This window comes from Microbacterium ulmi (assembly GCF_011759705.1).
Lineage (GTDB): Bacteria > Actinomycetota > Actinomycetes > Actinomycetales > Microbacteriaceae > Microbacterium > Microbacterium ulmi.
In genome coordinates this window covers 740,985-763,723 of record NZ_JAAOZF010000001.1, presented here as the reverse complement: position 1 = coordinate 763,723, position 22,739 = coordinate 740,985, and the positions used below count along the sequence as shown (strand labels likewise).

Genomic DNA, 22,739 nt, shown 5'->3' with positions numbered 1-22,739 from the left:
CCGGCCCCCGGCCCCTGGTCCTGCCCGAGCCCCTGGTCCTGGTCCTGGTCCTGGTCCTGGTCCCGCCCCTGGTCCTGGTCCTGGTCCTGTCCGAGCCCCTGGTCCTGACTCTGGCCTGGTCCTGACTCTGGCCTGGTCCTGACTCTGGCCTGGTCCTGACTCTGGCCTGGTCCTGACTCTGGCCTGGTCCTGACCCTGGCCTGGTCCTGCCCCTGGCCTGGTCCTGCCCCTGGCCTGGTCCTGCCCCTGGCCTGGTCCTGCCCCTGGCCTGGTCCTGCCCCTGGTCCTCTGATGCTCCTGGCTCCTGGCTCCTGGATCTCTGGCTTCTGGCGCTGCCCTCTCTGGATCTCTGGCTTCTGGCGCTGCCCTCTCTGGATCTCTGGCTCCTGGCGCTGCCCTCTCTGGATCTCTGGCTCCTGGCCCCTGCCCCTGCCCTGACCTCTGGCCCTCTGGTCCTCTGGCCGTCCGAGAATGTCTCGCACCTGGTCGCCTCGCTCCTGCCCACGAGACCATCTGGCCCCCGTACTCGCCCCGGACCGCGAAGGATGTGTCACACGTGGTCGCCTCGCGGCAGCGCAGGCGACCACATGGCGCACAAACTCGCGCGGTGCCGGCGCGCGTGTCAGTCAGGGGCGCTGGGCGCGACGAGCCAGCACGTCGCCCACCATGCCCGCGGCACGCGGATGCCGACCCCGGATGTGCCGCGCGGTGAGACGCACGACCTCCCATCCCTCGGCGACATAGGCGGCGTACTTCTCGATGTCGCGGTCCCACTGCCTCTTGTCGGTGCGGTGGTGGTCGCCTTCGATCTCGACGAGCGTCCGCTGCTCGCGGTAGACGACCTCGGTGACTCCGAGCAGTGCACCATGCCGGTCGCGGATCGCGACGTCCAGCTCCGGCTCGGGCAGGCCGGCCGTCGCGGCATCGAGGCGGTATTCCGTCTCGAGGGGAGAGGAGCTGCCCACGCGGATGTGCACCAAGGCCTCGCGCAGCCTCTCCACCCCGCGACGTGGACCTGCCTGCACCGCGCGCTGCAGCTGTGCGATGGTCGCGAGCTGCTCGTCGGGCTGCGGTCGACCGCGATCGTCGCGCGGGATCCGTACGACGGCGTCGCCGACGATCACGAGCTCGCGCACGCTCAGCTCGCGCCCCAGCATCGCCCACGTCGACGCAGGGCTCGACATGCGCAGCCCCTCGTGGTCGCGCACGTGCACGAACGCAGGCTGCACCTTGATCCCGCGGATGCCGCGGCCTCGCGGCGCGGTGGCCGGCGCACGTACACCCACCTCCAGCTCGCCGCTGTGCGCGATCGGGAGTCCGTAGGCGACCGCCGCCGAGCGGCCCACGAAGAACGCCTGCTCGGCCATCACCTCGCGGTAGGCGCGCGCACGCCGCAGCACGGCCTTGCGCGTCATCCGATCGACAGCAAGCGGCGGGCTGGACTCGACGGCGTCGCCGTGCGTCCCTTCTCCCGCCCGAGCGGCCTCGGCCGCCCGCTGCGCTTCTCCCGTCCGCCTGGCCTCAGTCGCCCGCGACCCTTCTCCCGTGCGCGTGGCCTCGGCCGCCCACTGCGGCTGCCGAGCGGATGCCGCCGCCCGTCGAGGCTCGGCCACGGGCCGCTGCCGAACACCGTGGAACGGCGACTCGAGGTCCTTGGCTCGCAGCCGCCGGGCGGTGACTCCGGCGGCGAGGCCGTCGGCGCGTGTGAACGCGTCGCCGAGCTCATCGGGGAGTGGAGAGGGGGGCCGCGGCATCCCTTCACTCTGATCGCGCGCTCCGCGTGCCGGGCCTGCTCGCGCGCTGAGTGTGGACAATCACGCCGGTCTCGTGCCTGGGGAGAAGTGTCCATGCAGCAAGGTGTCACAGATGGTCGGGTCGGCGCCTCGCAACCGCCCATTCGGCGCACATTCTCGTCGGACGGCCCGGCGGCGGCGTCCTGAAGGTGTCACAGGTGGTCGGGTCCGCGGCCTGCGGGCGCCCATTCGGCGCACATTCTCGCCGGGTAGCTCTCGCCGGGTAGCCACCAGCGCCAACTATTGGCACTCTCATGGGGAGAGTGCTAATCTGAACACAGTTGAGCCGACTTGGCTCAACTTTGAGACCACTTCGACCAAGGAGACAACATGGCCACGTACGACCCTTTCCGTGACCTCGACCGTCTGGCGTCGAGTCTTTTCGACACGCGCCGCGGGCCCCGCCGGATGCCGATGGACCTCTACCGCGACGGCGACCACTATGTGCTGACCGCCGACCTGCCGGGCGTCGACCCGGGATCGGTCGACATCGACGTCGACGGCCAGCTGCTGACGATCCGCGCCGAGCGCACTCTCACCGAGGGCGACGGCGTCAAGTGGATCACGCGCGAGCGCGAGGCCGCGAGCTTCCTGCGTCAGCTCAACCTCGGCCAGGGGATCGACACCGAGCGCATCGCCGCGAGCTACACCAACGGCGTGCTGAGTGTGACGATCCCGGTCAGCGAGAAGGCCAAGCCGCGCAAGATCGAGGTCGTGTCCGATGCGGGCGCCTCGACCATCACGACGCACGAGACCGACGCGCCGCAGCCGATCGAGCAGTAGTCCGGCGCGCTCTGGAACGGATGCCTCGTCCTCCCGGGACGGGGCATCCGTCGTTCATGCAGGAGCGCGCGGGCCGCCGCGGAAGTGGCGCCGGCACCGCGCCTGATACGTCTCGACGCCGCCCACCTGCGCGCGAGTCGGCACGTTCGGATCGCCCACGTCGCCTGCGAGGATCCGCTCGTGGAACGCGGCATCCTCACCGCACACCGCGCAGACCGCCGTCAGCTTGACGACGTCCTCGGCGACCGCCATGAGCGCGGGCAGCGGTTCGAACGGGCGTCCGTCGAACGTGACGCACAGCCCGGCCACGATGACCATGACACCGTCGGCCACGAGCTCGTCGACCGCGGCGACGAGGCCGTGGCCGAAGAACTGCGCCTCGTCGATGGCCACGATGTCGAGGCGCCGAGCGCGCACGGCCGCCACCAGCGCGTCGACGTCTGCGACGGCGTGCGACGGCACGCTCAGCCCCGAGTGGGAGCTGACTTGCCCCGCGCCGCGACGGTCGTCGAGCGCATGGCTGACCACCTCGACGGCGAGCCCGGCGATCCGGGCGCGGCGGACCCGGCGCATCAGCTCCTCGGACTTGCCGGCGAACATCGGGCCGGCCACCACCTGCAGTCGAGCCTGAGTGCGAGTGTGCATGCGGCTCACACTACGTCCGGTCGACACGGATGCCGAGCCCCGGCCCCGCGCGTAGGCTGACGCCATGCCAGAGCACGCCGCCCCGTCGACGAAGCGCCGGCGCGGTCGGCCGCGGGGCGGGACGTCGGGCGCTCGGGAGCGCATCCTCGCGGCGGCCGAGGAGGAGTTCGGCGAGCTCGGGTACGACGCAGCCACCATGCGCGGCATCGCGTCCCGCGCGGGCGTCGACTCGGCCCTGGTGCACCACTACTTCGGGACGAAGGCCGACCTGTTCGCCGAGACCATCGGCGCGCCGATGCGTCCCGACATCCAGATCCCGCTCATCCTCGCGGGGCCTCGCGACGAGCTCGGCGAGCGCATCGTGCGCTACGTGCTGACCGAGTGGGAGAAGCCCGACGTCCGCAAGCGCGGCACTGCGCTCATGCGCGGAGCGATCGGCAACAGGCTCGCAACCCCGATGCTCGCGGGATTCCTCGCGCGCGAGCTCATCGGCCGGATCGCGGCGGAGCTCGGGACTCCGGATGCCGAGCTGCGCGCGAGCCTGGTCGGCTCGCAGATCGCGGGGCTCATCGTGACGCGCTACATCCTGAAGCTGCCGGCGCTGGCGGAGGCATCCGTCGACGATCTCGTCGCCCGCGTCGCCCCCAATGTCCAGCACTACCTGACGGGATAGGAGAGCGCGTGTCGTTCCAGGCGTACCTCGACAACATCGAGGAGAAGACGGGGCTCACGCCTCGCCAGTTCATCGACCTCGCGACCGAGAAGGGCTTCGGCCCCGGCACGAAGGCGGGCGAGATCGTCGCGTGGCTCGGGGAGGACTACGGGCTCGGTCGCGGGCACGCGATGGCGCTCGTGCACGTCATCACGAAGGGTCCGCAGATCAGTGCCGCGCACGTCGGGTCGAGCGGCGCGCATGCGGACGCGTCCGACACGCTCTGGCTCGACGGCAAGGCGACGAATCCCGCGCCGTAGTCTCTCGACCCGCCGAGCAGGCAGCCCGTGACCCGCGGAGCGGACGGGTCTCGACCCGCCGATTGTGCAGCCCTTGACCCGCGGAACGGGCAGGTCTTGACCCGCCGGTGGGGAAGCCCGTGACCCCTCCGAGCGGGCAGCCCTTGACCCGCCGGGCGGGCAGCCCTTGACCCGCCGGGCGGGCAGGCGCATAATTCATCACGTGATGAATAAATCGACGACGGATGCCGTCGCCATCCGCGGCCTGCACGTGCGCCGAGGCGCGATCGACGTGTTCGACGGGCTCGACGTCGACATTCCGCGCGGCCAGATCACGGGTCTGCTCGGACCGTCCGGCTGCGGCAAGACGACGCTCATGCGCTCGATCGTCGGCGTGCAGAAGGTCAAGGGCGGCACGGTCGAGGTCCTCGGACAGCCGGCGGGCTCGGCATCCCTTCGCCACCGCGTCGCCTACGACACGCAGGCGGCATCGGTGTACGCCGACATCACGATCCGGCAGAACCTGCGCTACTTCGCGCGGCTCATCGGCGCCGCGTCGGCCGACGTCGACCGCGTGATCTCGCAGGTCGGACTCGTCGACCATGCGAACCAGACGATCGCGTCGCTCAGCGGAGGGCAGGAGAGCCGCGTCTCGCTCGCCGTCGCGATGCTCGGCTCGCCCGACCTCGTCGTTCTCGACGAGCCCACCGTGGGTCTGGACCCCGTGCTGCGCGCGGAGCTGTGGACGGTCTTCCGCGGACTCGCCGACGCCGGCACGACGCTCATCGTCAGCAGCCATGTCATGGACGAGGCGCTGCGCTGCGACCGGCTCCTGCTCATGCGGGCGGGCCGCATCATCGCCGACACGACGCCGGCGGCCCTCCTCGCCGAGACCGGCACGGACGACCCGGACGCCGCGTTCCTCGCCCTCATCGAACGGGATGCCGCGACCCATGCGCCGAGACGCCGTGACGCGCGAGAGGAGCGCGAGCGATGAACCTCACGCGCACCTTCGCGACGTCGGGGCGCGTGCTGCGGCAGCTCAGCCACGACCACCGGTCGATCGCGCTCATGCTCGTGGCCCCGAGCCTGCTCGTCGGCCTGTTCGCGTGGCTCTTCAGCGACCAGGAGGGCGTGTTCGACCAGTTCGGCGGCGCCATCCTCGCCCTGTTCCCCTTCGTCGTGATGTTCCTCATCACATCGATCACGACGCTGCGCGAACGGCGGTCGGGCACGCTCGAGCGCCTCATGACGACTCCGATCGGCAAGGCCGACTTCATCCTCGGCTATGCCCTCGCGTTCGGGCTCATGGCGACGCTGCAGGCGATCATCACGGTGACCTTCGCCGTCGCCGTGTGCGGGCTCGAGGTCGAGGGGCCCATCTGGCAGCTGGGACTCGTCGCCGTCGTGGATGCGATCCTCGGCACTGCGCTCGGCCTGCTCGCGAGCGCGTTCGCGCGCACGGAGTTCCAGGCCGTGCAGTTCATGCCCGTGCTCGTGTTCCCGCAGATCATCCTCGGCGGGCTGTTCATGCCGCGCGACCAGATGCCCGACGTCCTGCACGCGATCAGCGACTGGCTGCCGCTGAGCTATGCGATCGACGCGATCAACGCCGTCACCGCGGGCGACGAAGGGTGGGACGTGTACCGGCCCCTCCTCGTGGTCGCCGCGTTCGCGGTCGGCGCGCTGATCCTGGCGTCGCTCACGCTGCGCCGCCGGACGCCGTAGCGCTCGCCGCGTAAGCGGCGACGTCGGCGCGGCGAGGAAGCAGATCGATGACGCGGCGCGCGGCAGCCCAATCGGCGTCCGAGGCATCCTCCCTCGCCTCGTGATCGCCCGCGTCCTCCAGCGGGGTCGCGGACCGCAGCCGTTCGACGCGCATGCCGTCGAGGATGATCCGCACGATGCGGACCGTCTCGTGCGGGTCGGCGAACTCGCGCTCGACGAGCGGCCGCAGATGGTCGAGCGTGCGCTGCGCCCGAGCGCGGAAGTGCTCGTGTGCGGGATGGCTCGGATCGAGCGCCTCTGCTTCCAGGACGTCGAACGCCCGCATCTCGCGTCGCCGCGAGGCGTAGTAGCGCCGCGCACGATCGAGCACGTCGGCCAGCGTCGCATCGGGAGCGAGGTCGCCGACGATCGCCCGGATGTCGGCTTCGTCGCGTCCGTCGAGCACGGCGCCGAGCAAGGAGGGGAGATCGGGGAAGTAGTGCATCATGCCGGGGGCCGACATCCCGCATCGACGGGCGACCTCGCGCATCGTCAGCGATCGGTAGCCGACCTCGGTGATCGCGGCTTTCGTGACCTCGACGATCTCGGCTCGCCGCGCCTCAGGGGTCAGACGCCTGCGCATGCATCCTCCTCGATCCGCCGGTTGTGCCGTGACGACCTCATCCGTATAGTCACACTATCTTATCCCCGTTAGATAGGCGGACACGTCCGATGACGAGCACTCCCCCCGCGGTCGCACCCGGAGCGACGGCGATCACGAAATCTAAGCTCACGCCTCCCGTGAGGCGCCTGTTCGGCTTCATCACACCCCTCAACATCGTCCTCTATACGATCGTCGGCGCTGTCCCCGGCATGTTCCTGCCGTTGCAGCTCCAGGCCCTCGACGAGGCGAACAAGGCGCAGAACCTCGGCATCATCACGGGTGTCGGCGCGGCCGTCGCGATCGTCGCGAGCCCCGTGCTGGGTCTGCTCTCCGACCGCACCCGATCGCGTTTCGGACGCCGCACCCCGTGGATCCTGGGCGGGGCGCTCCTGACGGGTCTCGCGCTCATCTTCATGGGGGTCGCGAACGGCTTCATCCAGCTGCTCATCGGGTGGATCATGGTGCAGGTCGCGATCAACTTCATCATCAGTCCGCTCACCGCGCTGCTCCCGGAGCGCGTCCCGGTCTCTGCGCGCGGTGTCTTCTCGACGCTCTCCGGCATCGGCCTCATGCTCGGCACGCTCGGCGGATCGATCTATGGCGCCGCCATGGCGAAGAACATCTCCGCCGGCTACCTCCTGCTCCCCGGCATCCTGCTGATCCTCGTCGTGCTGTTCGTCGTCCTCGCGCCGGACGCGTCGTCGAAGGACCAGGTCAACGAGCGCTTCTCGATCGTGCTCTTCCTCAAGACGTTCTGGGTCAGCCCTCGCAAGCACCCCGACTTCGCGTGGGGCTTCTGGGGCCGCATCACGCTGTTCACCGGGTACTTCCTGATCTACGGCTACACGCTCTACATCCTTCAGGACTACATCGGCCTCGGCGAGGACGCCGTCTCGACCGTCCCCAGGCTGAGCCTCGTCCTGCTGGTCGCGGCCCTCATCGCCCTCGCGATCTCGGGTCCGCTGTCCGACCGCGTGGGACGTCGCAAGCCGATCGTGATCGTCGCGGCGCTGCTCATGGGCGCGGGCATGCTGATCCCGTTCGTCATGCCGACCATGCTGGGCATGTTCCTGTACGCGGGCATCGCGGGCCTCGGCTTCGGCGCGTACCTGTCGGCGGATGCCGCGCTCATGAGCGAGCTGCTCCCGTCGCAGGACACGTACGCGAAGGACCTCGGCGTGCTCAACATCGCCGCGACCCTGCCGCAGTCGCTCGGCCCGTTCATCGGCAGCCTGATCGTCGTGTCGTTCGGCTATGCGCCGATCTTCCCGCTCGGTCTCGCCCTCGCGATCGTGGGTGCGCTGTGCATCGTCCCGATCAAGGCGGCTCGTTGACCTCGACCGCGATCGTCCCCGCTGTCGCCGGAGCATCCGGCGGCAGCGGGGACTGCCCGTTCCTGTTCACCGCGGCGACGCCCGTCGTCGCGGCATCCGATGCTCTCACGAGCGTCGTGCGCCGCTTCGTCGACGACCTGCGCCGCGACACGGGCCTCGAGCCTGCTCCTGAGCCGGGTGCGCCGGCCGTGCGGGTGCGGCTCGGCGCCGACGGCATCGAGACCGTCGGGATCGCGGCGGGTGTGCGCGCCGACGGTGCAGCAGTCGACGGCCCGGGCGACGAGCGCCATGCGCTGAGCATCACGGCGGACGGCATCGAGGTGTGGGGCCCGACCCCCGAGGCCGTGCACCGCGGCCTCACGACGCTGCGTCAGCTGGTCGCGACGCAGCTGCGCGGCGCGACGGCGGAGCTGGCGGCGGCCCGGCTCGTCGACGGCCCGCGCTTCGCGTGGCGCGGACTGTCGCTCGACGTCGTGCGCACGTTCCACGACGTCGACACCGTTCAGCGCGTCATCGACATGTGCGCGCTGTACAAGCTCAACGTGCTGCACCTTCACCTCACAGACGACCAGGGATGGCGCATCGAGGTGCCGGCCCGGCCCGCGCTCACGGAGGTCGGCGCGCGCGGCGCCGGCGGCGACCGCCCCGGCGGCTTCTACTCCCTCGCCGACATGGCAGGACTCGATGCGTACGCCGCCGAGCGCTTCGTCACGATCGTGCCCGAGATCGACATGCCGGGGCACGCGTCGGCCGCGATCCGGTCGTACCCCGGGCTCGCCCCGGCAGGCGTCGTGCCGTCGGACGTCGAAGGCCTCGCCGTCGCGGGCGGGCTCCTCGATCCGTCGCGCGATGACGTCTGGGCCTTCGTCGAGGACGTGCTCGACGGCGTGCTGCCCCAGTTCCCCCGCAGCGCATATGTCCACCTCGGCGGCGACGAGGCGTTCGGCATGCCTTCCTCGGCTCACATCGCATTCGTCGAGCAGGCTGCCGCACTCGTGCGCGGCCGCGGCAAGAAGGTCGTCGGCTGGCAGGAGGCGGCTCGCGCCGAAGTCGACGCCGAGACCGTCGTTCAGCACTGGATCGACATCCCTGCGGCGGCGGCGGAGTCTCTGCGCGGCCGCGTGCCGAACGCATTCCTCGACATCCTGATCGACAATCTGCGCGCAGCCGTCGACGACGTGCCCCGTGCGCTGGCGCGCGGTGCCCGCGTCCTCCTCTCACCCAGCGCACGCCTGTACCTCGACCGTCCCCACGGCGACGACTCCGTCGATCCCGCACAGAACGCCGTCCGCGCGCGACTCGGGATGCCGGTCTATCCGCCCGCGCGCCTCCGCGACGGCGTCGCGTGGGACGTCGTCGCGGACGTCGCGCACATCGAGTCCGACGATCAGGTCGCGGGCGTCGAGGCGGCGGTGTGGTGCGAGACCGTGACCTCGCGCTCCGACCTCGAGCTGCTGCTGCTCCCGCGTCTGCCCGGCGCCGCCGAGCGGGCATGGTCTGCCCGTCCGACCGAATGGGACGAGTACCGCCACCGGCTCGCCGCCCAGGCGACGCTGTGGGAGCATCGCGGGTGGGAGTGGTACCAGGCGGACTCGGTGGCGTGGCCCGTCCTCACGCCGTGAGCGGCGCGGGCGAAGCGGGCTCAGTCGACGGGTCTCGGACTGCGCAGCTTCGAGGTCAGGGCACGCAGCTGCTCGAGCTCCTCGTCCGTGAGCCCCGACATCCGCTCGATGATCGACCTCCCGTGCACCGTCGCGACGTCGAGGAATGCAGACGCGCCCTCCTCGGTCGCGCGCACGAGGGCGCCGCGCCCGTCGTCGGGATCGGGGCACTTCGAGATGAGGCCGCGCGCGGCCATGCGATCGACCAGGCGCGAGACGCTCGGCTGGCTGATGAGCATGTTCGCGGTGACATCGCGGAGCCGCGCCGTCCGGCCGGGCCCGCGCATGACGGTCAGCAGCACGTCGTACTCGCCTTGCGCGAGCACGCCCGTGTCGAAGTCCGCGCTGATCTCCTCGAAGATCTCGTGCTGGGCACGAAAGAGACTCTCCCAGGCATCGATCGCGAGTCGCCGGTCAGTCATCGGCACAAGAGTACTCGTCCGCCTCGGTCCTAGGCTGGCCGCATGGCACGGATGCTGCGCACCCTCGGAATCGCGTTCGTCGTGGCTGCGGCATCCCTCGCGCTGGCGGCGCCGGCGGCGCTCGCCTCGCAGGCGGCGGTCGAGGCGATCGCTCCGTTCGGCGTCGACGACTTCACGTTCGAGAGCATGGACGTCGACTACACGCTCGGGCGTGCGCAGGACGGCACGAGCACGCTCGAGGTCGTCGAGACGTTCGTCGCGGTGTTCCCCGAGTTCGACCAGAACCGCGGCATGCGCCGCAGCATCCCCGACAGCTACCTCGGCGCTCCGATGAAGCCCGAGTTCGTCTCGATCACCGACGGCGAGGGTGCCCCACGGCCCGCCGAGGTCGACACGGAGGACGGTGTCTTCACGATGACGTCGCGCGCCGACGACTACGTGCACGGCGCGCAGACCTACGTGTTCACCTACCGTCTGCGCAACGTCACGCGGCACTTCGCAGACACGGGCGTCGACGAGTTCTACTGGCAGGTGAACGGACTCGAGTCGGCGCAGCCGTACGGACGAGTGACGGCGACGCTTCATCTCGACGCGGACCTGTCCGATGCCCTGACGGGAGCGCAGGCGTGCTATCGCGGATACGCCGAGTCGACGGATCCGTGCGAGATCGAGGCGACCGCGGCACCCGACGGGACGACACAGGTGCGGGCAGCGGCATCCGACATCGCGCCGTACCAGACGATGACGATCGCCGTCGCGTTCGAGCCGGACACCTTCGCGGGATTCGACTCGTCCTTCCTCGCGTCAGGGTGGGGCTGGGCGCAGTGGATCTCGGCCGTGGGGCTCGCCGGCGCGGTCACCGCGGCGGGCGTCACACGCGCGCGGAGGCTCGGCGACGGACCGGGACGGCCGACGATCATCGCCGAGTACACGCCCCCGAACGACATCGATGCCCTCGAGAGCGCCGTGCTGCTGGGCAGGCCCACGAAGGCGATCCCCGCAGAGGTGCTCGAGCAGGCTGTCGTCGGCAGCATCCGGATCGTGGAAGGCGATCGCAAGCTCTTCGGCGGCACGAAGCTCAAGGCGCAGCTCGTCGATCCGTCGCGCGCCGACGGCGACGGGCGGATGCTGCTCGACGGGCTCTTCCCGACGGGGATGCCGGGGGAGGAGTTCGAGTTCGGCCGCAGCGACACGCGCCTGTCGACGGCGGCTCAGCGGATCCTGCGGGCCGCGGAGAGGGAGCTGGGCCGCCGCGGCCTGCGCACGTCCGTCGGAGCGTGGACCCGCGTGTGGCCGGTCCTGCTGACGGTCGCGCTCGCGACGCTCGTGATCGTCTTCGGCGGGCTGGCGCTCGGGGGGTTCGTGCGACCGCTCCTGCCCGTCGGCCTCATGACCGTGGCCGTCGTCGCGATCGTCGTCGTGAGCGGAATCATGGCCCGCAAACCCCTCACGGCCAAGGGCTCGGAGGTGCGCGACCACCTCGCGGGTCTGCGGGTGTTCATCGAGTGGGCCGAGGCCGACCGCATCCGGATGCTGCAGTCGCCGCAGGGCGCCGAGCGCGTGCCCGTCGACACGAACGACCCGCGGGTCATGCTCAGGCTCTACGAGACGCTGCTGCCCTACGCCGTCGTGTTCGGCCAGGAGAAGGAGTGGGCCGAGCGCCTTGCGGTGCTCTACGGCGACGGCAACTCGCCCGGATGGTACGCGGGCGCGAGCGGGTTCCACGCGGCATCGTTCTCGTCCGGCATCTCATCGTTGTCGGCGAGCACGGCGTCATCGTCGTCGACGTCGGGAGGCTCGTCGGGCGGCGGCTCCGCCGGGGGCGGCGGGGGCGGCGGCGGCGCGGGCGGCGTCTGATCCCGGATGCCGCGGCCGTCCTCACGGGAGACCGGGGCGCTCGGCTCGGCGCGGCATCCGCGGGGCGGGCACGGACAGAGTAAGGGCCGGTCGGAGAGGCTCCCGACCGGCCCTTGTCCCTTGCACCAAGAGTGTCCTGCAATCACATGCCGGCAGCTGCCACAGCAAAACAACTACCGTGCAAGCACTCTATAACGACGAGATAACGAAAGGAAGGGGTGAGCGTTATCTTTTCGTGATTCTTTGGGACTGTCGTGTCTCACTCCAGTTGTCCGATTCTCACGGACCTGTCGAGTCGTCTCACTCCAGTTGTCGGCAGAGCGGCGCGCCGCGTAGCGCTGCTCCGAGGCGGGAGTAGCTTCCGGTTCAAGCCGGGAGGTTCCACAGGAGCGCTCTGATCGGGTGCGGGATTCTCCGGAAGGGAGAGTTCTCCGTGACCTTGACCCAAGACTGGCTCGCCGCGATCGACGGGACGAACGCACTCGCGGGCTCTACGTCACGTATGACGGACAAAGCAACGGCGATACCTTCCTCGACGAGGCCTCGTTCCCGCCCGCCGACTGGGAACAGAGCGACGTTGTGTTCACCGGCAACGGACGCGCCAGTGCGGAGCTGGGCGGCACCGTCGAAACAATTCTCTGGGACTGTACTGTTCTCGACCCGGCGTCGAGCGCACTGATCTCCTGAGGCGTTCGCGGAACCGGGAGCGTGCAGGAACTCCTTCGCACGCTTCCGGTCACGCGCTAAGGGGCACCTGGTCCAAGCGGTCGATCCGCTTCAACTGGAGCTCGCGAGGCCTCGCGCCTCGGCCAAGAATAACCAGCGTGCTGTCGGACGCTACAAGCAGCCACGCTGTTGTATCGGACCGCAAGCCGCACTGTACCTGCCGGCCATCGATGTAGAGTTCAGTGCCGTCGTCGTCCTGCTTCAGCTCCGGTTGCGGGGTCTGGAAGTTGCGAAACCAGATGTGTGCAGTTGCTTGATCGACATCCGAGGTTTCAAGAGAGTAGATCACAAGCGACTCCACGTTGCCTCGCCGGTAGCGCAAGTACCGGCCGGTGAAGTTTGGCCCGGACTCCGCCCCGTCCGAAACCTGGTAGTCCCCGATGCGCTTCAATGCATAGAGGAGCACAGGCGTCGTGCTGACGTGCTCCAACCAGATGGAGCGTCTCCTCGAAATCTCTTCAGGGGTGAGCTCGTGTGCGTACATGGGCGCGGACTGTGTTTCCTTCGGAGAATTCGCCGGGACCGTTGCCTCACCAATCTCGTCTTGGTGGCTTCACGTTCGACTGTCACGCTGAGACTACGCAGTCGTGGAACTGATTGACACCCCACGTCAGCAGTCGACGCTTCTCTGCCTGCCATGCCCGACCCGCAGATCAAATCGGAAGTAGGCGCCGTGCGCAGCACGCGAGAGCGTCGGCCGTAGGGTCGAACACGATGCGAGCCTCGGTTGCGGGCTTGCTTGGTCCCCCCGGCGTCGAGGCCTGGCCTCACACGTGCCCCCGCTATCGCACCCAGCACCTTCACACACACGCATCTCAACTCTGAAGAGTCAGGTTCATGACAGGTGTCCTGAGAGGGATCACTCTCTACGACCGTCCTTTCCTTCGAGAGAAGCCCAGGTCGGTGCATCACGATCCGACACCTGGCGAGATCCGACAGAACCAACGCGGGCGTCGTGAGGATCACCGGGATGATCGAGGCCAGACCTGTTCACGCCGCCCGGGCGACGAGCGCTTCGATAGCGACTGCCACGGCGCCGCAGAGGAGGGCGCCGATGAGGGCGACACCGGTGCCGCGTGCGAATCCCACGGCGTGGAACCGCCAGTCGCGGTACTCGCGCATGCCCTCGGTTCCGGGCAGCACGACCACTGACGGCGTCCACAGCATGAAGAACGGGATGCCGAGGACGATGAAGTCCCGTCAGGCGGACCCGACGTGCGGCACAGGCCCCAGCAACTCGATGCCGTTGCGCTGTGCGATCGTCAGGACCTCCTCGATCGTCGGCGTGTGGTCGGCAGCCAGCCGCGCCGCGCTGCGGGTGAATCCCTCCATCGGCCCGCCGGGTGCATGCACCTGAAAGGCCACCGCGTCCTCGTTCGACTCGTTGCGGACGGTGTGGGGCGTGTTGCCGGCCATCGTCACGGTCTCGCCCGCGCGTGCGACGCGGCGGGCGGTCACGCCGTCGTCCCCCGTGATGTAGAAGGTGAACTCTCCGGAGAGCACTTGGTAGATCTCGCTCGGCGCGTGCCGATGCATGACGGGCGGGCCGCCGCCCGGGGGCATCCGCAGTTCGACGGCGAACAGGTCCCCGTTCGTCTCCTCGGTGGTGGCGAGAACGGCGGCCAGTTCGGAGCCGACGCGGAGTGTCTCGGTCGTGACGGGTGATTCGACAGGTAGCATGTCCATACCGTCAAGTTAGACAGGAGACCTGCCTATGTCAAGAAGTGTTCCCGGGCTCAGCGGCCGCGAGCGTCCTCGCAACCTGGCGGTCGCCCTCCGTGAGGCTTTCACCGCGCTCAACGATCTCGTGATTCCGCATCTCGTTCGGGAGGGGTTCTCCGACCTCCGGCCCGCCCACGCCGCCGTCTTCCAGTATCTCGACGACACGGGCACGACCGTGAGCAGCCTTGCCCAGCGCGCCCACATGACCAAGCAGGCGATGGCCGAACTCGTCGTCCATCTCGAGCAGACGGGCTACGTCGCACGAACGCCCGATCCGACGGATCGCCGGGCGAAGCTCGTGCTTCCCACACATCGCGGACGCCGCGTGCTCGCAGCCGCGCAGGTGCTCGTGCCGGAACTGGAGGGTCGGGTGGTCGCGCTGATAGGCCAGGATCGGCTCCGTCAGCTCCGCGCCGACCTGGATGCGATCCAGACCGAGTTCGCCGCCCGGGTCGGTGACTGACCTGCCCCCGGACGCGCGCACGGATGTGCTGACCACGGCCTGCGGGCGGTGGTGCGGCGATTGACAGAAGACAGGTTTCTTGTCTATCGTGCAAACTATGGACAAGAAACCTGTCGATATCGGGATCGGCATCGAGACGGTCGTCGTCGGCGCCGGTCAGGCCGGACTCGCGACCGGCTATCACCTGCAGCGCCAGGGCCGTCCCTTCGTGATCCTCGACGCCAACGCCCGGGTCGGCGATCACTGGCGGCAGCAGTGGGACAGCCTGCGGCTCTTCACCCCCGCGAAGTATGACGCTCTGCCGGGCCTGCCGTTCCCCGCGAAGGGCTGGTCGTTCCCGGGCAAGGACGACGTCGCCGACTATCTCGAGGAGTACGCGAAGCACTGGCAGCTTCCGATCCGTCTCGGCGTGCACGTCCGAAGGCTGAGTCCGACGTCGGACGGCGGGTACCTCGTCACGACAGATCGTGAGACGTACGTGTGCTCCAATGTCGTCGTCGCCACGGGAACCTTCGGGAAGACGCCCCACGTGCCGGCCATCGCCCGCGATCTGGATCCGGCCATCGTTCAGCTGCACTCCAGCGAGTATCGACGTCCCAGCCAGCTCCGGGACGGGCCGGTGCTCGTCGTCGGGGCATCCCACTCCGGAACCGAGATCGCCTACGAGACGGCAGGGACCCATGCGACGACCCTCGTCGGACGCGACTGTGGACAGATCCCCGTGCGCCACGAGTCGTGGCGGATGCGCCTGCTGTTCCCGATCCTGCTCTTCGCCTGGCGCCATCTTCTGACGAGGCGCACGTCGATGGGACGCAAGGAGATGGCTCACTTGCGCTTCCACGGCGCGCCCATGCTGCGCGTGAAGTCTTCCGACCTCGCGACGCGAGGCGTCGAGCGGGCCTATGACCGCGTCGAGGAGGTTCGGTCCGGGCGCCCGGTCGTCGGCGGCGAGCCACGCCCGGTCGCCAACGTCATCTGGGCGACCGGCTTCCGGCAGGCGTTCGACTGGATCCAGGTCCCGATCGTCGGTGAGGACGGTTGGCCGATCGAACTCCGCGGCGTCGTCGAGCGGGCACCCGGCCTGTACTTCTGCGGCCTCAGCTTCCAGTACGCGTTCTCCTCCATGTTGCTCGCCGGTGTGGGGCGCGATGCGGCCCATGTCGCCTCCCACATCGTCGCGGCAGCCCCATCGCCAGCACGCACGCACGGCGAGCGTCGCCGCGTCGGGGGTGGGGTGACCTCGTCCCGTGTCTTCGGCGGCGTTCGGCGGCGTGCGGCATCCGTCGTGGCTGGAGCTCGACTGCACACGATTCAGGACCCCTCGCGTGACAAGGTCGACCCTTCGTGAGTCAGCCAGGCAGTGCTGGTCTCCACGGATCGCGGACGTGGGAGAGCCAGACGCGTTCTGGCTGCAGAGAGCGCACGAGGCGCTGGCCGTCGGTGCGCGGGTCGTCCAGCTCGCCGAACCAGACGGCCGTGTCGCCGGCGACGACGACGGGATGCTCGGCATCCTCGATGACGACGATCTGCGAGCCGCGCGTGTGGCCCGGTGCCGGGATGAGACGCAGCCCGCGAAGCAGCTCCACCTCGCCGTCGACGGGAACATAGCTCACGCCGGGCGCGTCGACCCACTCTCGGATGGTGTAGTCGTCCTCGGTGCGGGCGTCGTCGAGCTCGTGGCGCTGGACGTGGATCGGCCTGCCGGCGAAGAGGCGGTTGCCGCCGCAGTGATCGAAGTGCAGGTGGGTGTTGACCACGATGTCGATGCCGGCGAGGTCGACGTCGTGCTGCCGGCTCAGCGGGCGAAGGCGCGGATCGAGGTCGGCGACGGCGGGGTGGAGGTCGATCATGCCGGTGTCGACCAGCACGCGCGCATCGGGATGGTCGATCACGTGCACGTAGACGGGCATCGGCTCGCCCTCCACGAGGAGGTCGGCCACGTGTACCGGCGTGACGACGATCGAGGCGGCGGCGTTCATCTCGTGATCTCCGTGTTCATCGCCGCGCGCGCGAAGTGCGCCGCGAGCTGGTCGAGGATGGGGGCGAGGCTCGCCACCATCTCGGTGAAGAACTCGTTCTCCCAGTCCGCGCCGGTCCCGTACGCGCTCGTGACGATCCGAATCACGCAGCTGCCGCCGGATGCCGCTTCGACGAGGAACTCCGTCGCGATCGGCGTGACCGACGACAGGTCGTCGTACACCTTCGCCAGCGGCACGCCGAGCGCCCGGAACCATTCGGCCATCTCGGCCGGGAGCTCCTCCGCTCGCTCGGCGATCGGCCACGGCTCTTCGTAGGCGAACCGGGCGTTCGGCGTGTACTCGGTGACGACGCCGGTCGACGTGACGTCGCCGAGATCGAACGACACCTCGCCGCCGACGCGGGGATCCAGCCGCGTCGGCACCATCCACGACGAGATGCCGTCGGCGGTGGCGATCGCCTCCCACACCTGCTCGGGGGTCGCACCCACCTCGTAGGCGCGCTCCATCCTGTGCTCGACGCGGCGGTCGGGACCGGTCATGATGACTCCTTCGGTCGGGGGTAGGACGAGACGGTCAGCCGGTGCGGCCGCCCGTCGTCGCGGTGATACCTCGCGGTCAGGGCCGCGACGGCCGTTTGCAGATCGGCGGCGAACGCGGCGCGGTCCTCGGGCGAGCCGAACCCGATGACGGTGTCGATGGTCAGGGTCGGCAGACGCGTTCCGCTCGCCGTGCTGCTCGCGATCGCCCCCACCTCCGAGACCGTCCGAGCATTCACGGCGATCAGGTACGCGGCCGAGAGACGATCGGCGATCCTGTCCGGCTCGACGGCGGTGCTCTGCAGCACGTCGGGCGAGACGACGAGATGACGCGCCGAGCGGCGCACGAACCGTTCGGTGATGCCGCCCCACGCGCGTGTCTCGGTGGGCTCCACGAGCCCACAGGCCTCCAAGGCCTTGAGGTGGTAGTTCACCTTCTGGCGCGTCGATCCCACGGCGGCCGCGATCGTGGATGCCGACCCCGGCTCGGTCAGCGCGTCGAGGATCGCGCGTCGAACGGGATCGAGTGCCACCTCGACGACCGCGGCGTCCGAGAGTACGTGAACATTCTCCATGGACGTCACGATAACCCTTGACAGGAAATATTGTCAAGGATTGTCGAAATGAGCGGTGGCGATCCCCGCCGGTCGTGATCGGAGACCGCGACCGCCCGCGCCCGATCTCGACCGAGGCCGCCCCGTCGGCGGCGCATCGGCTCATCCGCCTGGCGCTATGGTCAGACCACATGTATCATGGTCTGGTTAGGGGGGCAAGCGTGCTCACGATCGAACAGACACTGCACGTGCAGGCGGATGCCGCGCGGCACAAGGTCGACGGACTGCGTACGCCTGCGCGCTTCTGGATCTCCGGGATGCTCGCCGGCGCGTACGTCGGCGTCGCCGTCGTGCTCATGCTGAACGCCGCAGGGCCGCTCTTCGCCGCCGGCACGGGGTTCGGCAAGCTCGTGAGCGGTCTCGTCTTCGGCGTCGCCCTGACCCTCGTCGTCTTCGCGGGCGCGGAGCTCGTCACCTCGGGCATGATGACGCTCACCCAGGGGAGCCTCATGCGGGCGGTGCGGGTCGGTCCTGCCGTCGGCGCGCTGTCGGTGACGTTCCTCGCGAATCTCGCGGGATCCCTCGTGTTCGGATCGCTCGTCGCGGTCTCGGGCGTGCTGCACGCCAATGCCGCGGCCGGGACGATGCTCGGCGACATGCTCGCGGCGAAGGCCGCCGAGGAGCCGCTCACGCTGTTCGTGCGCGGCATCCTGTGCAACGTGCTGGTCTGTCTCGCGATCTGGATGTGCGCGCGTCTGAAGAGCGAGGGCGCCAAGATCGCCGTCATCTTCGCCGCGATCCTGGCCTTCATCACATCGGGCTTCGAGCACGTCGTGGCGAACATGACGACGTACGCGATGGGTCTCGTGCTCGGCGACCCCAACGCGACGTGGGCCCTGTTCGGCGGCAACCTGCTCTGGGTCGGCCTCGGCAACCTCGTCGGCGGAGCCGTCGTGGTGGGCATCGCGTACTGGGTCGTCGGCGGATCGCCGCGGGTCGCGAAGGATGCCGCGGCCGACGTCCCGGCTGCCGTGCCGGCGCAGGCGGAGCGCGAGCGCATCGCCGCCTGAGTGCGGCGCCAACCGCCGCGTCAGGAGTTGACGATCAGGTTCACGAGCGCGATCGTGCCCACGACGACGACCGTCGCTCGCAGCAGCCATGACGGGATGCGACGCCCGATGCGCGCGCCGAGAAGGCCCCCGAGCGTCGAGCCGATCGCGAGGAGCGCGACGGCGCGCCAGCTGATGTAGCCCGTGGCCACGACGATGAACAGCGTCGCCGAGACGCCGTTGATGCCGACGACCAGCAGGTTCTTGATCGCGTTGAGCTTGGGCAGCGCGATCGTCGAGAGGATGCCGAGCGCGCCCAGCAGGATGACCCCGAGCGCGGCGCCGAAGTAGCCGCCGTACACGCCGAGGAGGAAGACCGCGACGAGGTTTCCGATGCGCTTGCCGACGCTCATGCTCTCGACGCCCTCGCTCGGCGCTCCCGCCCGGCGCTTCGCGAGCCAGCGCTGCAGCGCGGGTCCGACGACGACCATGACGATGCCCAGGCCCACGAGAGCCGGCACGATCTTGCGGAACGCCTCAGGCGGCAGCGCGAGCAGCAGCAGACCGCCCGCGAGGCCGCCGGCGCAGCCCGCGGGAAGCAGCAGGAGAGCGAGCGTGCGCTGCTCGGAGATCTCGCGCCGGAAGCCGACGGCGCCCGTGACGGAGCCGGCGACGAGCCCGATCCCGCTCGAGATGTTGGCCGTGATCGGCGCATAGCCGAGCATGATGAGCACGGGGAAGGTCACGAGCGTCCCCGAGCCGACGATGACGTTGATCATGCCGGCCCACGCGCCGGCGCCGAGGATCGCGAGCGACTCGAGCCACATGGCTCAGCCGCCGTCCGCCGTCGAGACGCGTGAGGCCGCGGCATCCCACGCCAGCTCGAGGGGATGCGCATTGAGGGGATGCGCACCGAGGGGATGCGCACCGAGGGGATGCGCACCGAGGGGATGCGCACTGAGGGGATGCGCACCGAGGGGATGCGCACTGAGCGGCAGCGCACTGCGACGGCTCGCGATCACGGGGCCCCTTCCGCTCGGCGCAACTCGCGTCGATCACACGCTATCGGGAGGATCATTCCCTCCGCACCCTGTCGACGCGCGGCGGGGCCGTGCCGCGGCATCCGCCCCTCGGTTCAGTACCAGTTCGTCGCCTGCGAGTGGCCCCACGCGCCGCACGGGGTGCCGTACGCGCGCGAGATGTAGTCGAGACCCCACGCGATCTGCGTCGTGGCGTTCGACTGCCAGTCGCTGCCGGCGCTGGCCATCTTGCTGCCCGGGAGCGCCTGCGGGATGCCGGTCGCGCCGCTGCCGGCGTTGTACGCCTGGTAGTTCCAGCTGGACTCGCGGTTCCACAGCGACTCGAGGCATGAGAACTGGCCGTCTCCCCAGCCGTAGCGGTCGGACGCCATCTGACGCGCGGTGGCCTTGGCGCCCTCGGGCGTGTTCGCCGCGGCCTGCGCGGCCGCCTCGGCAGCGGCCCGTGCGGCCGCCTCGGCCGCTGCGCGCGCGGCGGCCTCCTCCGCCGCCTTGCGCGCCTGAGCGGTCGCGAGCGCGGAGTGCACGAGGAACGTCTCGTGCCCGACGCGCGCCGTCTCGGCCCGCGTCTCGGCGACGACGTCCGTGAGCAGGAACACGGGCAGCACGTCCAGCGTCGAGAGGCGCTCGATCTCGTCGCGCAGCGCCGACGTGTCGACCTTCGTGTCGGCTCCGCCGAGGTCGAGTCCGGATGCCTCGGCCTCCGTCGTCGTCTTCGTGGCGGCGCCGACGGCCTCGCGGGCGTCGTGCAGCGTCTTGCGCGCGTTCTCCGACATCGCGCTGAGCGAGGTCGCCGTGACCTCGGACTGGGTCTGGGCCGCGAACGCGGCGCCTCCGGTCAGCGCGACGATGGCGGTGGCCGCCGCGACGGCGATCGCGGGGCGGGTGAGTGCGCGCATCCGGCGCGCGCGACGAAGAGCCTTGCGTGAGGGCATGGTGGACGACGTCCTTCCAGATCTGCGTGCCGCGACTCGGGTCGTCGCGTCTCGTCGGGCACGAGACGCCGGCACAAGTCATCGAGTCTGCGTTGACTTTCTGGACGGTAACCCTGGCTGACCTGGAAGGAACGTGGGAGGAGCCTGAACGCACGGCACGGCACCGGGCGTGAAAGCGCACCGCCCGCGCGCCGGGAATCGCGGCGCGCGGGCGGTCGGCAGGAGTGCGGCTCAGCCCCGGCGATGCTCCTTGTAGTAGGCGAGAAGAGCCCGGGTCGAGGCATCCTGGGCCGCGACGGCGGCGTCGTCGCCCTCGATCGCCGGAGCGATCTGCAGAGCGAGCTGCTTGCCCAGCTCGACCCCCCACTGATCGAACGAGTTGACGCCCCAGACGACGCCCTGCGTGAACGTGATGTGCTCGTACAGCGCGATGAGCTCGCCGAGCACGCGCGGAGTGAGCGAGTCCGCGAAGATCGACGTCGTCGGGCGGTTGCCCGCGAACGTGCGCGCGGCGACGAGCGCACCCGCCGTGCCCTCCGCCTCGACCTCCTCAGCGGTCTTGCCGAACGCGAGCGCCTTCGTCTGCGCGAGGAAGTTCGCGAGGAAGAGGCCATGCACGTCGCGCCCGTCGTCCTCGAGCGGATACGCGGGGTTGACGAACGCGATGAAGTCGGCGGGGATGAGGCGCGTGCCCTGGTGGATGAGCTGGTAGAACGCGTGCTGCCCGTTCGTGCCGGGCTCGCCCCAGAACACCTCGCCCGTGTCGGTCGTGACGGGCGAGCCGTCCCAGCGGACGGACTTGCCGTTGGACTCCATCGTGAGCTGCTGCAGGTAGGCGGCGAAGCGGTGCAGCTGCTGCGCGTACGGGAGCACGGCATGCGACTGCGCCCCGAGGAAGTTCGTGTACCAGACGTTCAGGAGCCCCATCAGCAGCGGCACGTTCGCCGCGGGGGGCGTCGTGCGGAAGTGCTCGTCGACGGCGTGGAATCCCGCGAGCAGCTCGCGGAAGGCGTCCGGGCCGAGCGCGATGGCGAGCGAGAGGCCGATCGCCGAGTCGACGGAGTAGCGGCCGCCCACCCAGTCCCAGAACCCGAATGCGTTCGCGGGGTCGATGCCGAACGCCGCGACCTTGTCGAGAGCCGTCGACACGGCGACGAAGTGGTGGGCCACGGCATCCGTCCTCGAGGCATCCGATCCGTCGATCGCGCCGGATGCCGACAGCCCCGCCCACAGCCACTCACGCGCGAGCCGCGCGTTCGTGAGGGTCTCCAGCGTCGTGAACGTCTTCGACGCGACGATGAACAGCGTCGTCTCGGGATCGAGCCCCTCGGTCGTGTGCGCGAGATCGTACGGGTCGATGTTGGAGACGAACCGGGCCTCTATGCCGGCGTCGGCATACGGCGTGAGCGCCTCGTAGACCATGACCGGTCCGAGGTCGGAGCCGCCGATCCCGATGTTGACGACGGTCTGCACCTTCTTGCCCGTGACGCCGAGCCATTGGCCCGAGCGCACCCGGTCGGCGAAGTCGGTGAGGGCCGTGAGCACGCTCTGCACGTCGGCGTCGACGTCCTGCCCGTCGACCACGAGCGCGGGGGCCGCGCCCGCGGGGCGGCGCAGCGCCGTGTGCAGGACGGCGCGGTCCTCCGTCGTGTTGATGTGCTCGCCCGCGAACATCGCAGCGGCGTGCTCGGCGACCCGGGTCTGCTCCGCGAGGCGCAGGAGGGACGCCAGGATCTCGTCGGTCACGAGGTTCTTCGACAGATCGACGTGCAGATCGGCGAGCGGGAACGTGAGCCGCTCGACGCGGCCGGGGTCGGCGGCGAACCAGCCGCGCAGGTCGGGCGAGAAGGACTCGCGGAGCGAGGAGAGCTCTCCCCAGGCAGGCGTCGTCGTGGGATCGATCGGCGTGGACATGCCCCCA

Annotated in this window: 25 protein-coding genes; 11 read left to right on the top strand and 14 right to left on the bottom strand. The window is 69.7% G+C overall.

Features of this window, described 5'->3' with window-relative positions; genetic code table 11:
- Window positions 1-626: 626 nt before the first annotated feature.
- Entirely contained in the window at window positions 627-1,754 is a 1,128-nt protein-coding gene (locus FHS08_RS03660) for a hypothetical protein (protein WP_167035540.1), read from the bottom strand.
- A gap of 369 nt (window positions 1,755-2,123) precedes the next feature.
- On the opposite strand from FHS08_RS03660, the gene FHS08_RS03655 reads away from it, so the two are divergent.
- A complete protein-coding gene (locus FHS08_RS03655; protein WP_167035538.1) occupies window positions 2,124-2,576 on the top strand; it encodes an Hsp20/alpha crystallin family protein in 453 nt (150 codons plus the stop codon).
- A 54-nt stretch (window positions 2,577-2,630) separates the two neighbouring features.
- Here FHS08_RS03655 and FHS08_RS03650 read toward each other — a convergent pair whose 3' ends face one another.
- Window positions 2,631-3,221: a thymidine kinase gene (locus FHS08_RS03650; protein ID WP_167035536.1), complete on the bottom strand. Its 591-nt coding sequence runs from the start codon at window positions 3,219-3,221 to the stop codon at window positions 2,631-2,633.
- Window positions 3,222-3,285: 64 nt separating this feature from the next.
- Here FHS08_RS03650 and FHS08_RS03645 point away from each other — a divergent pair, with 64 nt between their 5' ends.
- From FHS08_RS03645 to FHS08_RS03630, 4 genes are all read left to right on the top strand, one after another.
- Complete coding sequence (locus FHS08_RS03645) at window positions 3,286-3,894, top strand: TetR/AcrR family transcriptional regulator (protein ID WP_167035534.1); 609 nt, start codon at window positions 3,286-3,288, stop codon at window positions 3,892-3,894.
- Window positions 3,895-3,902: 8 nt separating this feature from the next.
- Entirely contained in the window at window positions 3,903-4,193 is a 291-nt protein-coding gene (locus tag FHS08_RS03640) for a DUF4287 domain-containing protein (RefSeq protein ID WP_167035532.1), read from the top strand.
- Between the two features lie 205 nt (window positions 4,194-4,398).
- Window positions 4,399-5,169 carry an ABC transporter ATP-binding protein gene (locus FHS08_RS03635; protein ID WP_167039576.1) on the top strand — a complete coding sequence of 257 codons (771 nt, stop codon included), beginning with the start codon at window positions 4,399-4,401 and terminating at the stop codon, window positions 5,167-5,169.
- A complete protein-coding gene (locus tag FHS08_RS03630; protein ID WP_167035530.1) occupies window positions 5,166-5,900 on the top strand; it encodes an ABC transporter permease in 735 nt (244 codons plus the stop codon). The genes FHS08_RS03635 and FHS08_RS03630 overlap by 4 nt, the downstream gene beginning before the upstream one ends.
- On the opposite strand, the gene FHS08_RS03625 is transcribed toward FHS08_RS03630, so the two are convergent.
- On the bottom strand, window positions 5,875-6,522 hold the full coding sequence (locus FHS08_RS03625; RefSeq protein ID WP_167035528.1) for a TetR family transcriptional regulator: 648 nt from the start codon (window positions 6,520-6,522) through the stop codon (window positions 5,875-5,877). The genes FHS08_RS03630 and FHS08_RS03625 overlap by 26 nt on opposite strands.
- An 89-nt stretch (window positions 6,523-6,611) precedes the next feature.
- Here FHS08_RS03625 and FHS08_RS03620 point away from each other — a divergent pair, with 89 nt between their 5' ends.
- Together FHS08_RS03620 and FHS08_RS03615 are read left to right on the top strand one after the other, a co-directional pair.
- Window positions 6,612-7,877, top strand: coding sequence for an MFS transporter (locus FHS08_RS03620; protein WP_167035526.1), 1,266 nt, complete (start codon window positions 6,612-6,614; stop codon window positions 7,875-7,877).
- Window positions 7,874-9,499, top strand: coding sequence for a family 20 glycosylhydrolase (locus FHS08_RS03615; protein ID WP_167035525.1), 1,626 nt, complete (start codon window positions 7,874-7,876; stop codon window positions 9,497-9,499). The genes FHS08_RS03620 and FHS08_RS03615 overlap by 4 nt, the downstream gene beginning before the upstream one ends.
- 20 nt (window positions 9,500-9,519) lie before the next feature.
- Here the strand turns inward: FHS08_RS03615 and FHS08_RS03610 are convergent, their stop codons facing one another.
- Entirely contained in the window at window positions 9,520-9,960 is a 441-nt protein-coding gene (locus FHS08_RS03610; protein ID WP_167035523.1) for a MarR family winged helix-turn-helix transcriptional regulator, read from the bottom strand.
- 42 nt (window positions 9,961-10,002) lie between these two features.
- Between FHS08_RS03610 and FHS08_RS03605 the strand changes: the two genes are divergently transcribed.
- Entirely contained in the window at window positions 10,003-11,817 is a 1,815-nt protein-coding gene (locus FHS08_RS03605) for a DUF2207 domain-containing protein (RefSeq protein WP_167035522.1), read from the top strand.
- A gap of 736 nt (window positions 11,818-12,553) precedes the next feature.
- Here FHS08_RS03605 and FHS08_RS03600 read toward each other — a convergent pair.
- The 3 genes from FHS08_RS03600 to FHS08_RS03590 form a co-directional block, all read right to left on the bottom strand.
- Complete coding sequence (locus FHS08_RS03600; RefSeq protein ID WP_167035521.1) at window positions 12,554-13,027, bottom strand: hypothetical protein; 474 nt, start codon at window positions 13,025-13,027, stop codon at window positions 12,554-12,556.
- 506 nt (window positions 13,028-13,533) lie between these two features.
- Window positions 13,534-13,692, bottom strand: a complete 159-nt coding sequence (locus FHS08_RS03595; RefSeq protein ID WP_167035520.1) for a hypothetical protein — start codon at window positions 13,690-13,692, stop codon at window positions 13,534-13,536.
- 51 nt (window positions 13,693-13,743) lie between these two features.
- Window positions 13,744-14,229 carry a cupin domain-containing protein gene (locus FHS08_RS03590; protein WP_208382195.1) on the bottom strand — a complete coding sequence of 162 codons (486 nt, stop codon included), beginning with the start codon at window positions 14,227-14,229 and terminating at the stop codon, window positions 13,744-13,746.
- 28 nt (window positions 14,230-14,257) lie between these two features.
- On the opposite strand from FHS08_RS03590, the gene FHS08_RS03585 reads away from it, so the two are divergent.
- Window positions 14,258-14,728 (top strand): MarR family winged helix-turn-helix transcriptional regulator, encoded by a 471-nt coding sequence (locus FHS08_RS03585; RefSeq protein WP_167035519.1) that lies wholly within the window; start codon window positions 14,258-14,260, stop codon window positions 14,726-14,728.
- Window positions 14,729-14,825: 97 nt separating this feature from the next.
- Window positions 14,826-16,076: a flavin-containing monooxygenase gene (locus FHS08_RS03580; protein ID WP_167035518.1), complete on the top strand. Its 1,251-nt coding sequence runs from the start codon at window positions 14,826-14,828 to the stop codon at window positions 16,074-16,076.
- A gap of 1 nt (window position 16,077) precedes the next feature.
- Here the strand turns inward: FHS08_RS03580 and FHS08_RS03575 are convergent, their stop codons facing one another.
- From FHS08_RS03575 to FHS08_RS03565, 3 genes are read right to left on the bottom strand one after another with little or no spacing between them, the layout of a single operon-like run.
- Window positions 16,078-16,707 carry an MBL fold metallo-hydrolase gene (locus FHS08_RS03575; protein ID WP_167035517.1) on the bottom strand — a complete coding sequence of 210 codons (630 nt, stop codon included), beginning with the start codon at window positions 16,705-16,707 and terminating at the stop codon, window positions 16,078-16,080.
- Window positions 16,704-17,246 (bottom strand): SRPBCC domain-containing protein, encoded by a 543-nt coding sequence (locus tag FHS08_RS03570; protein WP_167035516.1) that lies wholly within the window; start codon window positions 17,244-17,246, stop codon window positions 16,704-16,706. Before FHS08_RS03570 ends, FHS08_RS03575 begins: the two co-directional genes overlap by 4 nt.
- Window positions 17,243-17,818, bottom strand: coding sequence for an ArsR/SmtB family transcription factor (locus FHS08_RS03565; protein WP_167035515.1), 576 nt, complete (start codon window positions 17,816-17,818; stop codon window positions 17,243-17,245). Before FHS08_RS03565 ends, FHS08_RS03570 begins: the two co-directional genes overlap by 4 nt.
- Before the next feature lie 200 nt (window positions 17,819-18,018).
- On the opposite strand from FHS08_RS03565, the gene FHS08_RS03560 reads away from it, so the two are divergent.
- A complete protein-coding gene (locus tag FHS08_RS03560) occupies window positions 18,019-18,867 on the top strand; it encodes a formate/nitrite transporter family protein (RefSeq protein ID WP_167035514.1) in 849 nt (282 codons plus the stop codon).
- 20 nt (window positions 18,868-18,887) lie between these two features.
- Here the strand turns inward: FHS08_RS03560 and FHS08_RS03555 are convergent, their stop codons facing one another.
- From FHS08_RS03555 to pgi, 4 genes are all read right to left on the bottom strand, one after another.
- Window positions 18,888-19,673, bottom strand: a complete 786-nt coding sequence (locus tag FHS08_RS03555; RefSeq protein WP_167035512.1) for a sulfite exporter TauE/SafE family protein — start codon at window positions 19,671-19,673, stop codon at window positions 18,888-18,890.
- A gap of 3 nt (window positions 19,674-19,676) precedes the next feature.
- Window positions 19,677-19,868 (bottom strand): hypothetical protein, encoded by a 192-nt coding sequence (locus FHS08_RS03550; protein ID WP_167035510.1) that lies wholly within the window; start codon window positions 19,866-19,868, stop codon window positions 19,677-19,679.
- Window positions 19,869-19,981: 113 nt separating this feature from the next.
- On the bottom strand, window positions 19,982-20,818 hold the full coding sequence (locus FHS08_RS03545) for an aggregation-promoting factor C-terminal-like domain-containing protein (RefSeq protein ID WP_167035508.1): 837 nt from the start codon (window positions 20,816-20,818) through the stop codon (window positions 19,982-19,984).
- Between the two features lie 231 nt (window positions 20,819-21,049).
- Window positions 21,050-22,732 carry a glucose-6-phosphate isomerase gene (gene pgi / locus FHS08_RS03540; protein WP_167035506.1) on the bottom strand — a complete coding sequence of 561 codons (1,683 nt, stop codon included), beginning with the start codon at window positions 22,730-22,732 and terminating at the stop codon, window positions 21,050-21,052.
- Window positions 22,733-22,739 lie beyond the last annotated feature (7 nt).

Excerpts from the sequence above, each read along its gene's own strand:
- FHS08_RS03660 (WP_167035540.1), bottom strand. The coding sequence starts at position 1,754 with ATGCCGCGGCCCCCCTCTCCACTCCCCGATGAGCTCGGCGACGCGTTC.
- FHS08_RS03655 (WP_167035538.1), top strand. The coding sequence starts at position 2,124 with ATGGCCACGTACGACCCTTTCCGTGACCTCGACCGTCTGGCGTCGAGT.
- FHS08_RS03650 (WP_167035536.1), bottom strand. The coding sequence starts at position 3,221 with ATGCACACTCGCACTCAGGCTCGACTGCAGGTGGTGGCCGGCCCGATG.
- FHS08_RS03645 (WP_167035534.1), top strand. The coding sequence starts at position 3,286 with ATGCCAGAGCACGCCGCCCCGTCGACGAAGCGCCGGCGCGGTCGGCCG.
- FHS08_RS03635 (WP_167039576.1), top strand. The coding sequence starts at position 4,399 with ATGAATAAATCGACGACGGATGCCGTCGCCATCCGCGGCCTGCACGTG.
- FHS08_RS03630 (WP_167035530.1), top strand. The coding sequence starts at position 5,166 with ATGAACCTCACGCGCACCTTCGCGACGTCGGGGCGCGTGCTGCGGCAG.
- FHS08_RS03625 (WP_167035528.1), bottom strand. The coding sequence starts at position 6,522 with ATGCGCAGGCGTCTGACCCCTGAGGCGCGGCGAGCCGAGATCGTCGAG.
- FHS08_RS03620 (WP_167035526.1), top strand. The coding sequence starts at position 6,612 with ATGACGAGCACTCCCCCCGCGGTCGCACCCGGAGCGACGGCGATCACG.
- FHS08_RS03610 (WP_167035523.1), bottom strand. The coding sequence starts at position 9,960 with ATGACTGACCGGCGACTCGCGATCGATGCCTGGGAGAGTCTCTTTCGT.
- FHS08_RS03605 (WP_167035522.1), top strand. The coding sequence starts at position 10,003 with ATGGCACGGATGCTGCGCACCCTCGGAATCGCGTTCGTCGTGGCTGCG.
- FHS08_RS03600 (WP_167035521.1), bottom strand. The coding sequence starts at position 13,027 with ATGTACGCACACGAGCTCACCCCTGAAGAGATTTCGAGGAGACGCTCC.
- FHS08_RS03590 (WP_208382195.1), bottom strand. The coding sequence starts at position 14,229 with ATGGACATGCTACCTGTCGAATCACCCGTCACGACCGAGACACTCCGC.
- FHS08_RS03585 (WP_167035519.1), top strand. The coding sequence starts at position 14,258 with ATGTCAAGAAGTGTTCCCGGGCTCAGCGGCCGCGAGCGTCCTCGCAAC.
- FHS08_RS03580 (WP_167035518.1), top strand. The coding sequence starts at position 14,826 with ATGGACAAGAAACCTGTCGATATCGGGATCGGCATCGAGACGGTCGTC.
- FHS08_RS03575 (WP_167035517.1), bottom strand. The coding sequence starts at position 16,707 with ATGAACGCCGCCGCCTCGATCGTCGTCACGCCGGTACACGTGGCCGAC.
- FHS08_RS03570 (WP_167035516.1), bottom strand. The coding sequence starts at position 17,246 with ATGACCGGTCCCGACCGCCGCGTCGAGCACAGGATGGAGCGCGCCTAC.
- FHS08_RS03565 (WP_167035515.1), bottom strand. The coding sequence starts at position 17,818 with ATGGAGAATGTTCACGTACTCTCGGACGCCGCGGTCGTCGAGGTGGCA.
- FHS08_RS03555 (WP_167035512.1), bottom strand. The coding sequence starts at position 19,673 with ATGTGGCTCGAGTCGCTCGCGATCCTCGGCGCCGGCGCGTGGGCCGGC.
- FHS08_RS03545 (WP_167035508.1), bottom strand. The coding sequence starts at position 20,818 with ATGCCCTCACGCAAGGCTCTTCGTCGCGCGCGCCGGATGCGCGCACTC.
- pgi (WP_167035506.1), bottom strand. The coding sequence starts at position 22,732 with ATGTCCACGCCGATCGATCCCACGACGACGCCTGCCTGGGGAGAGCTC.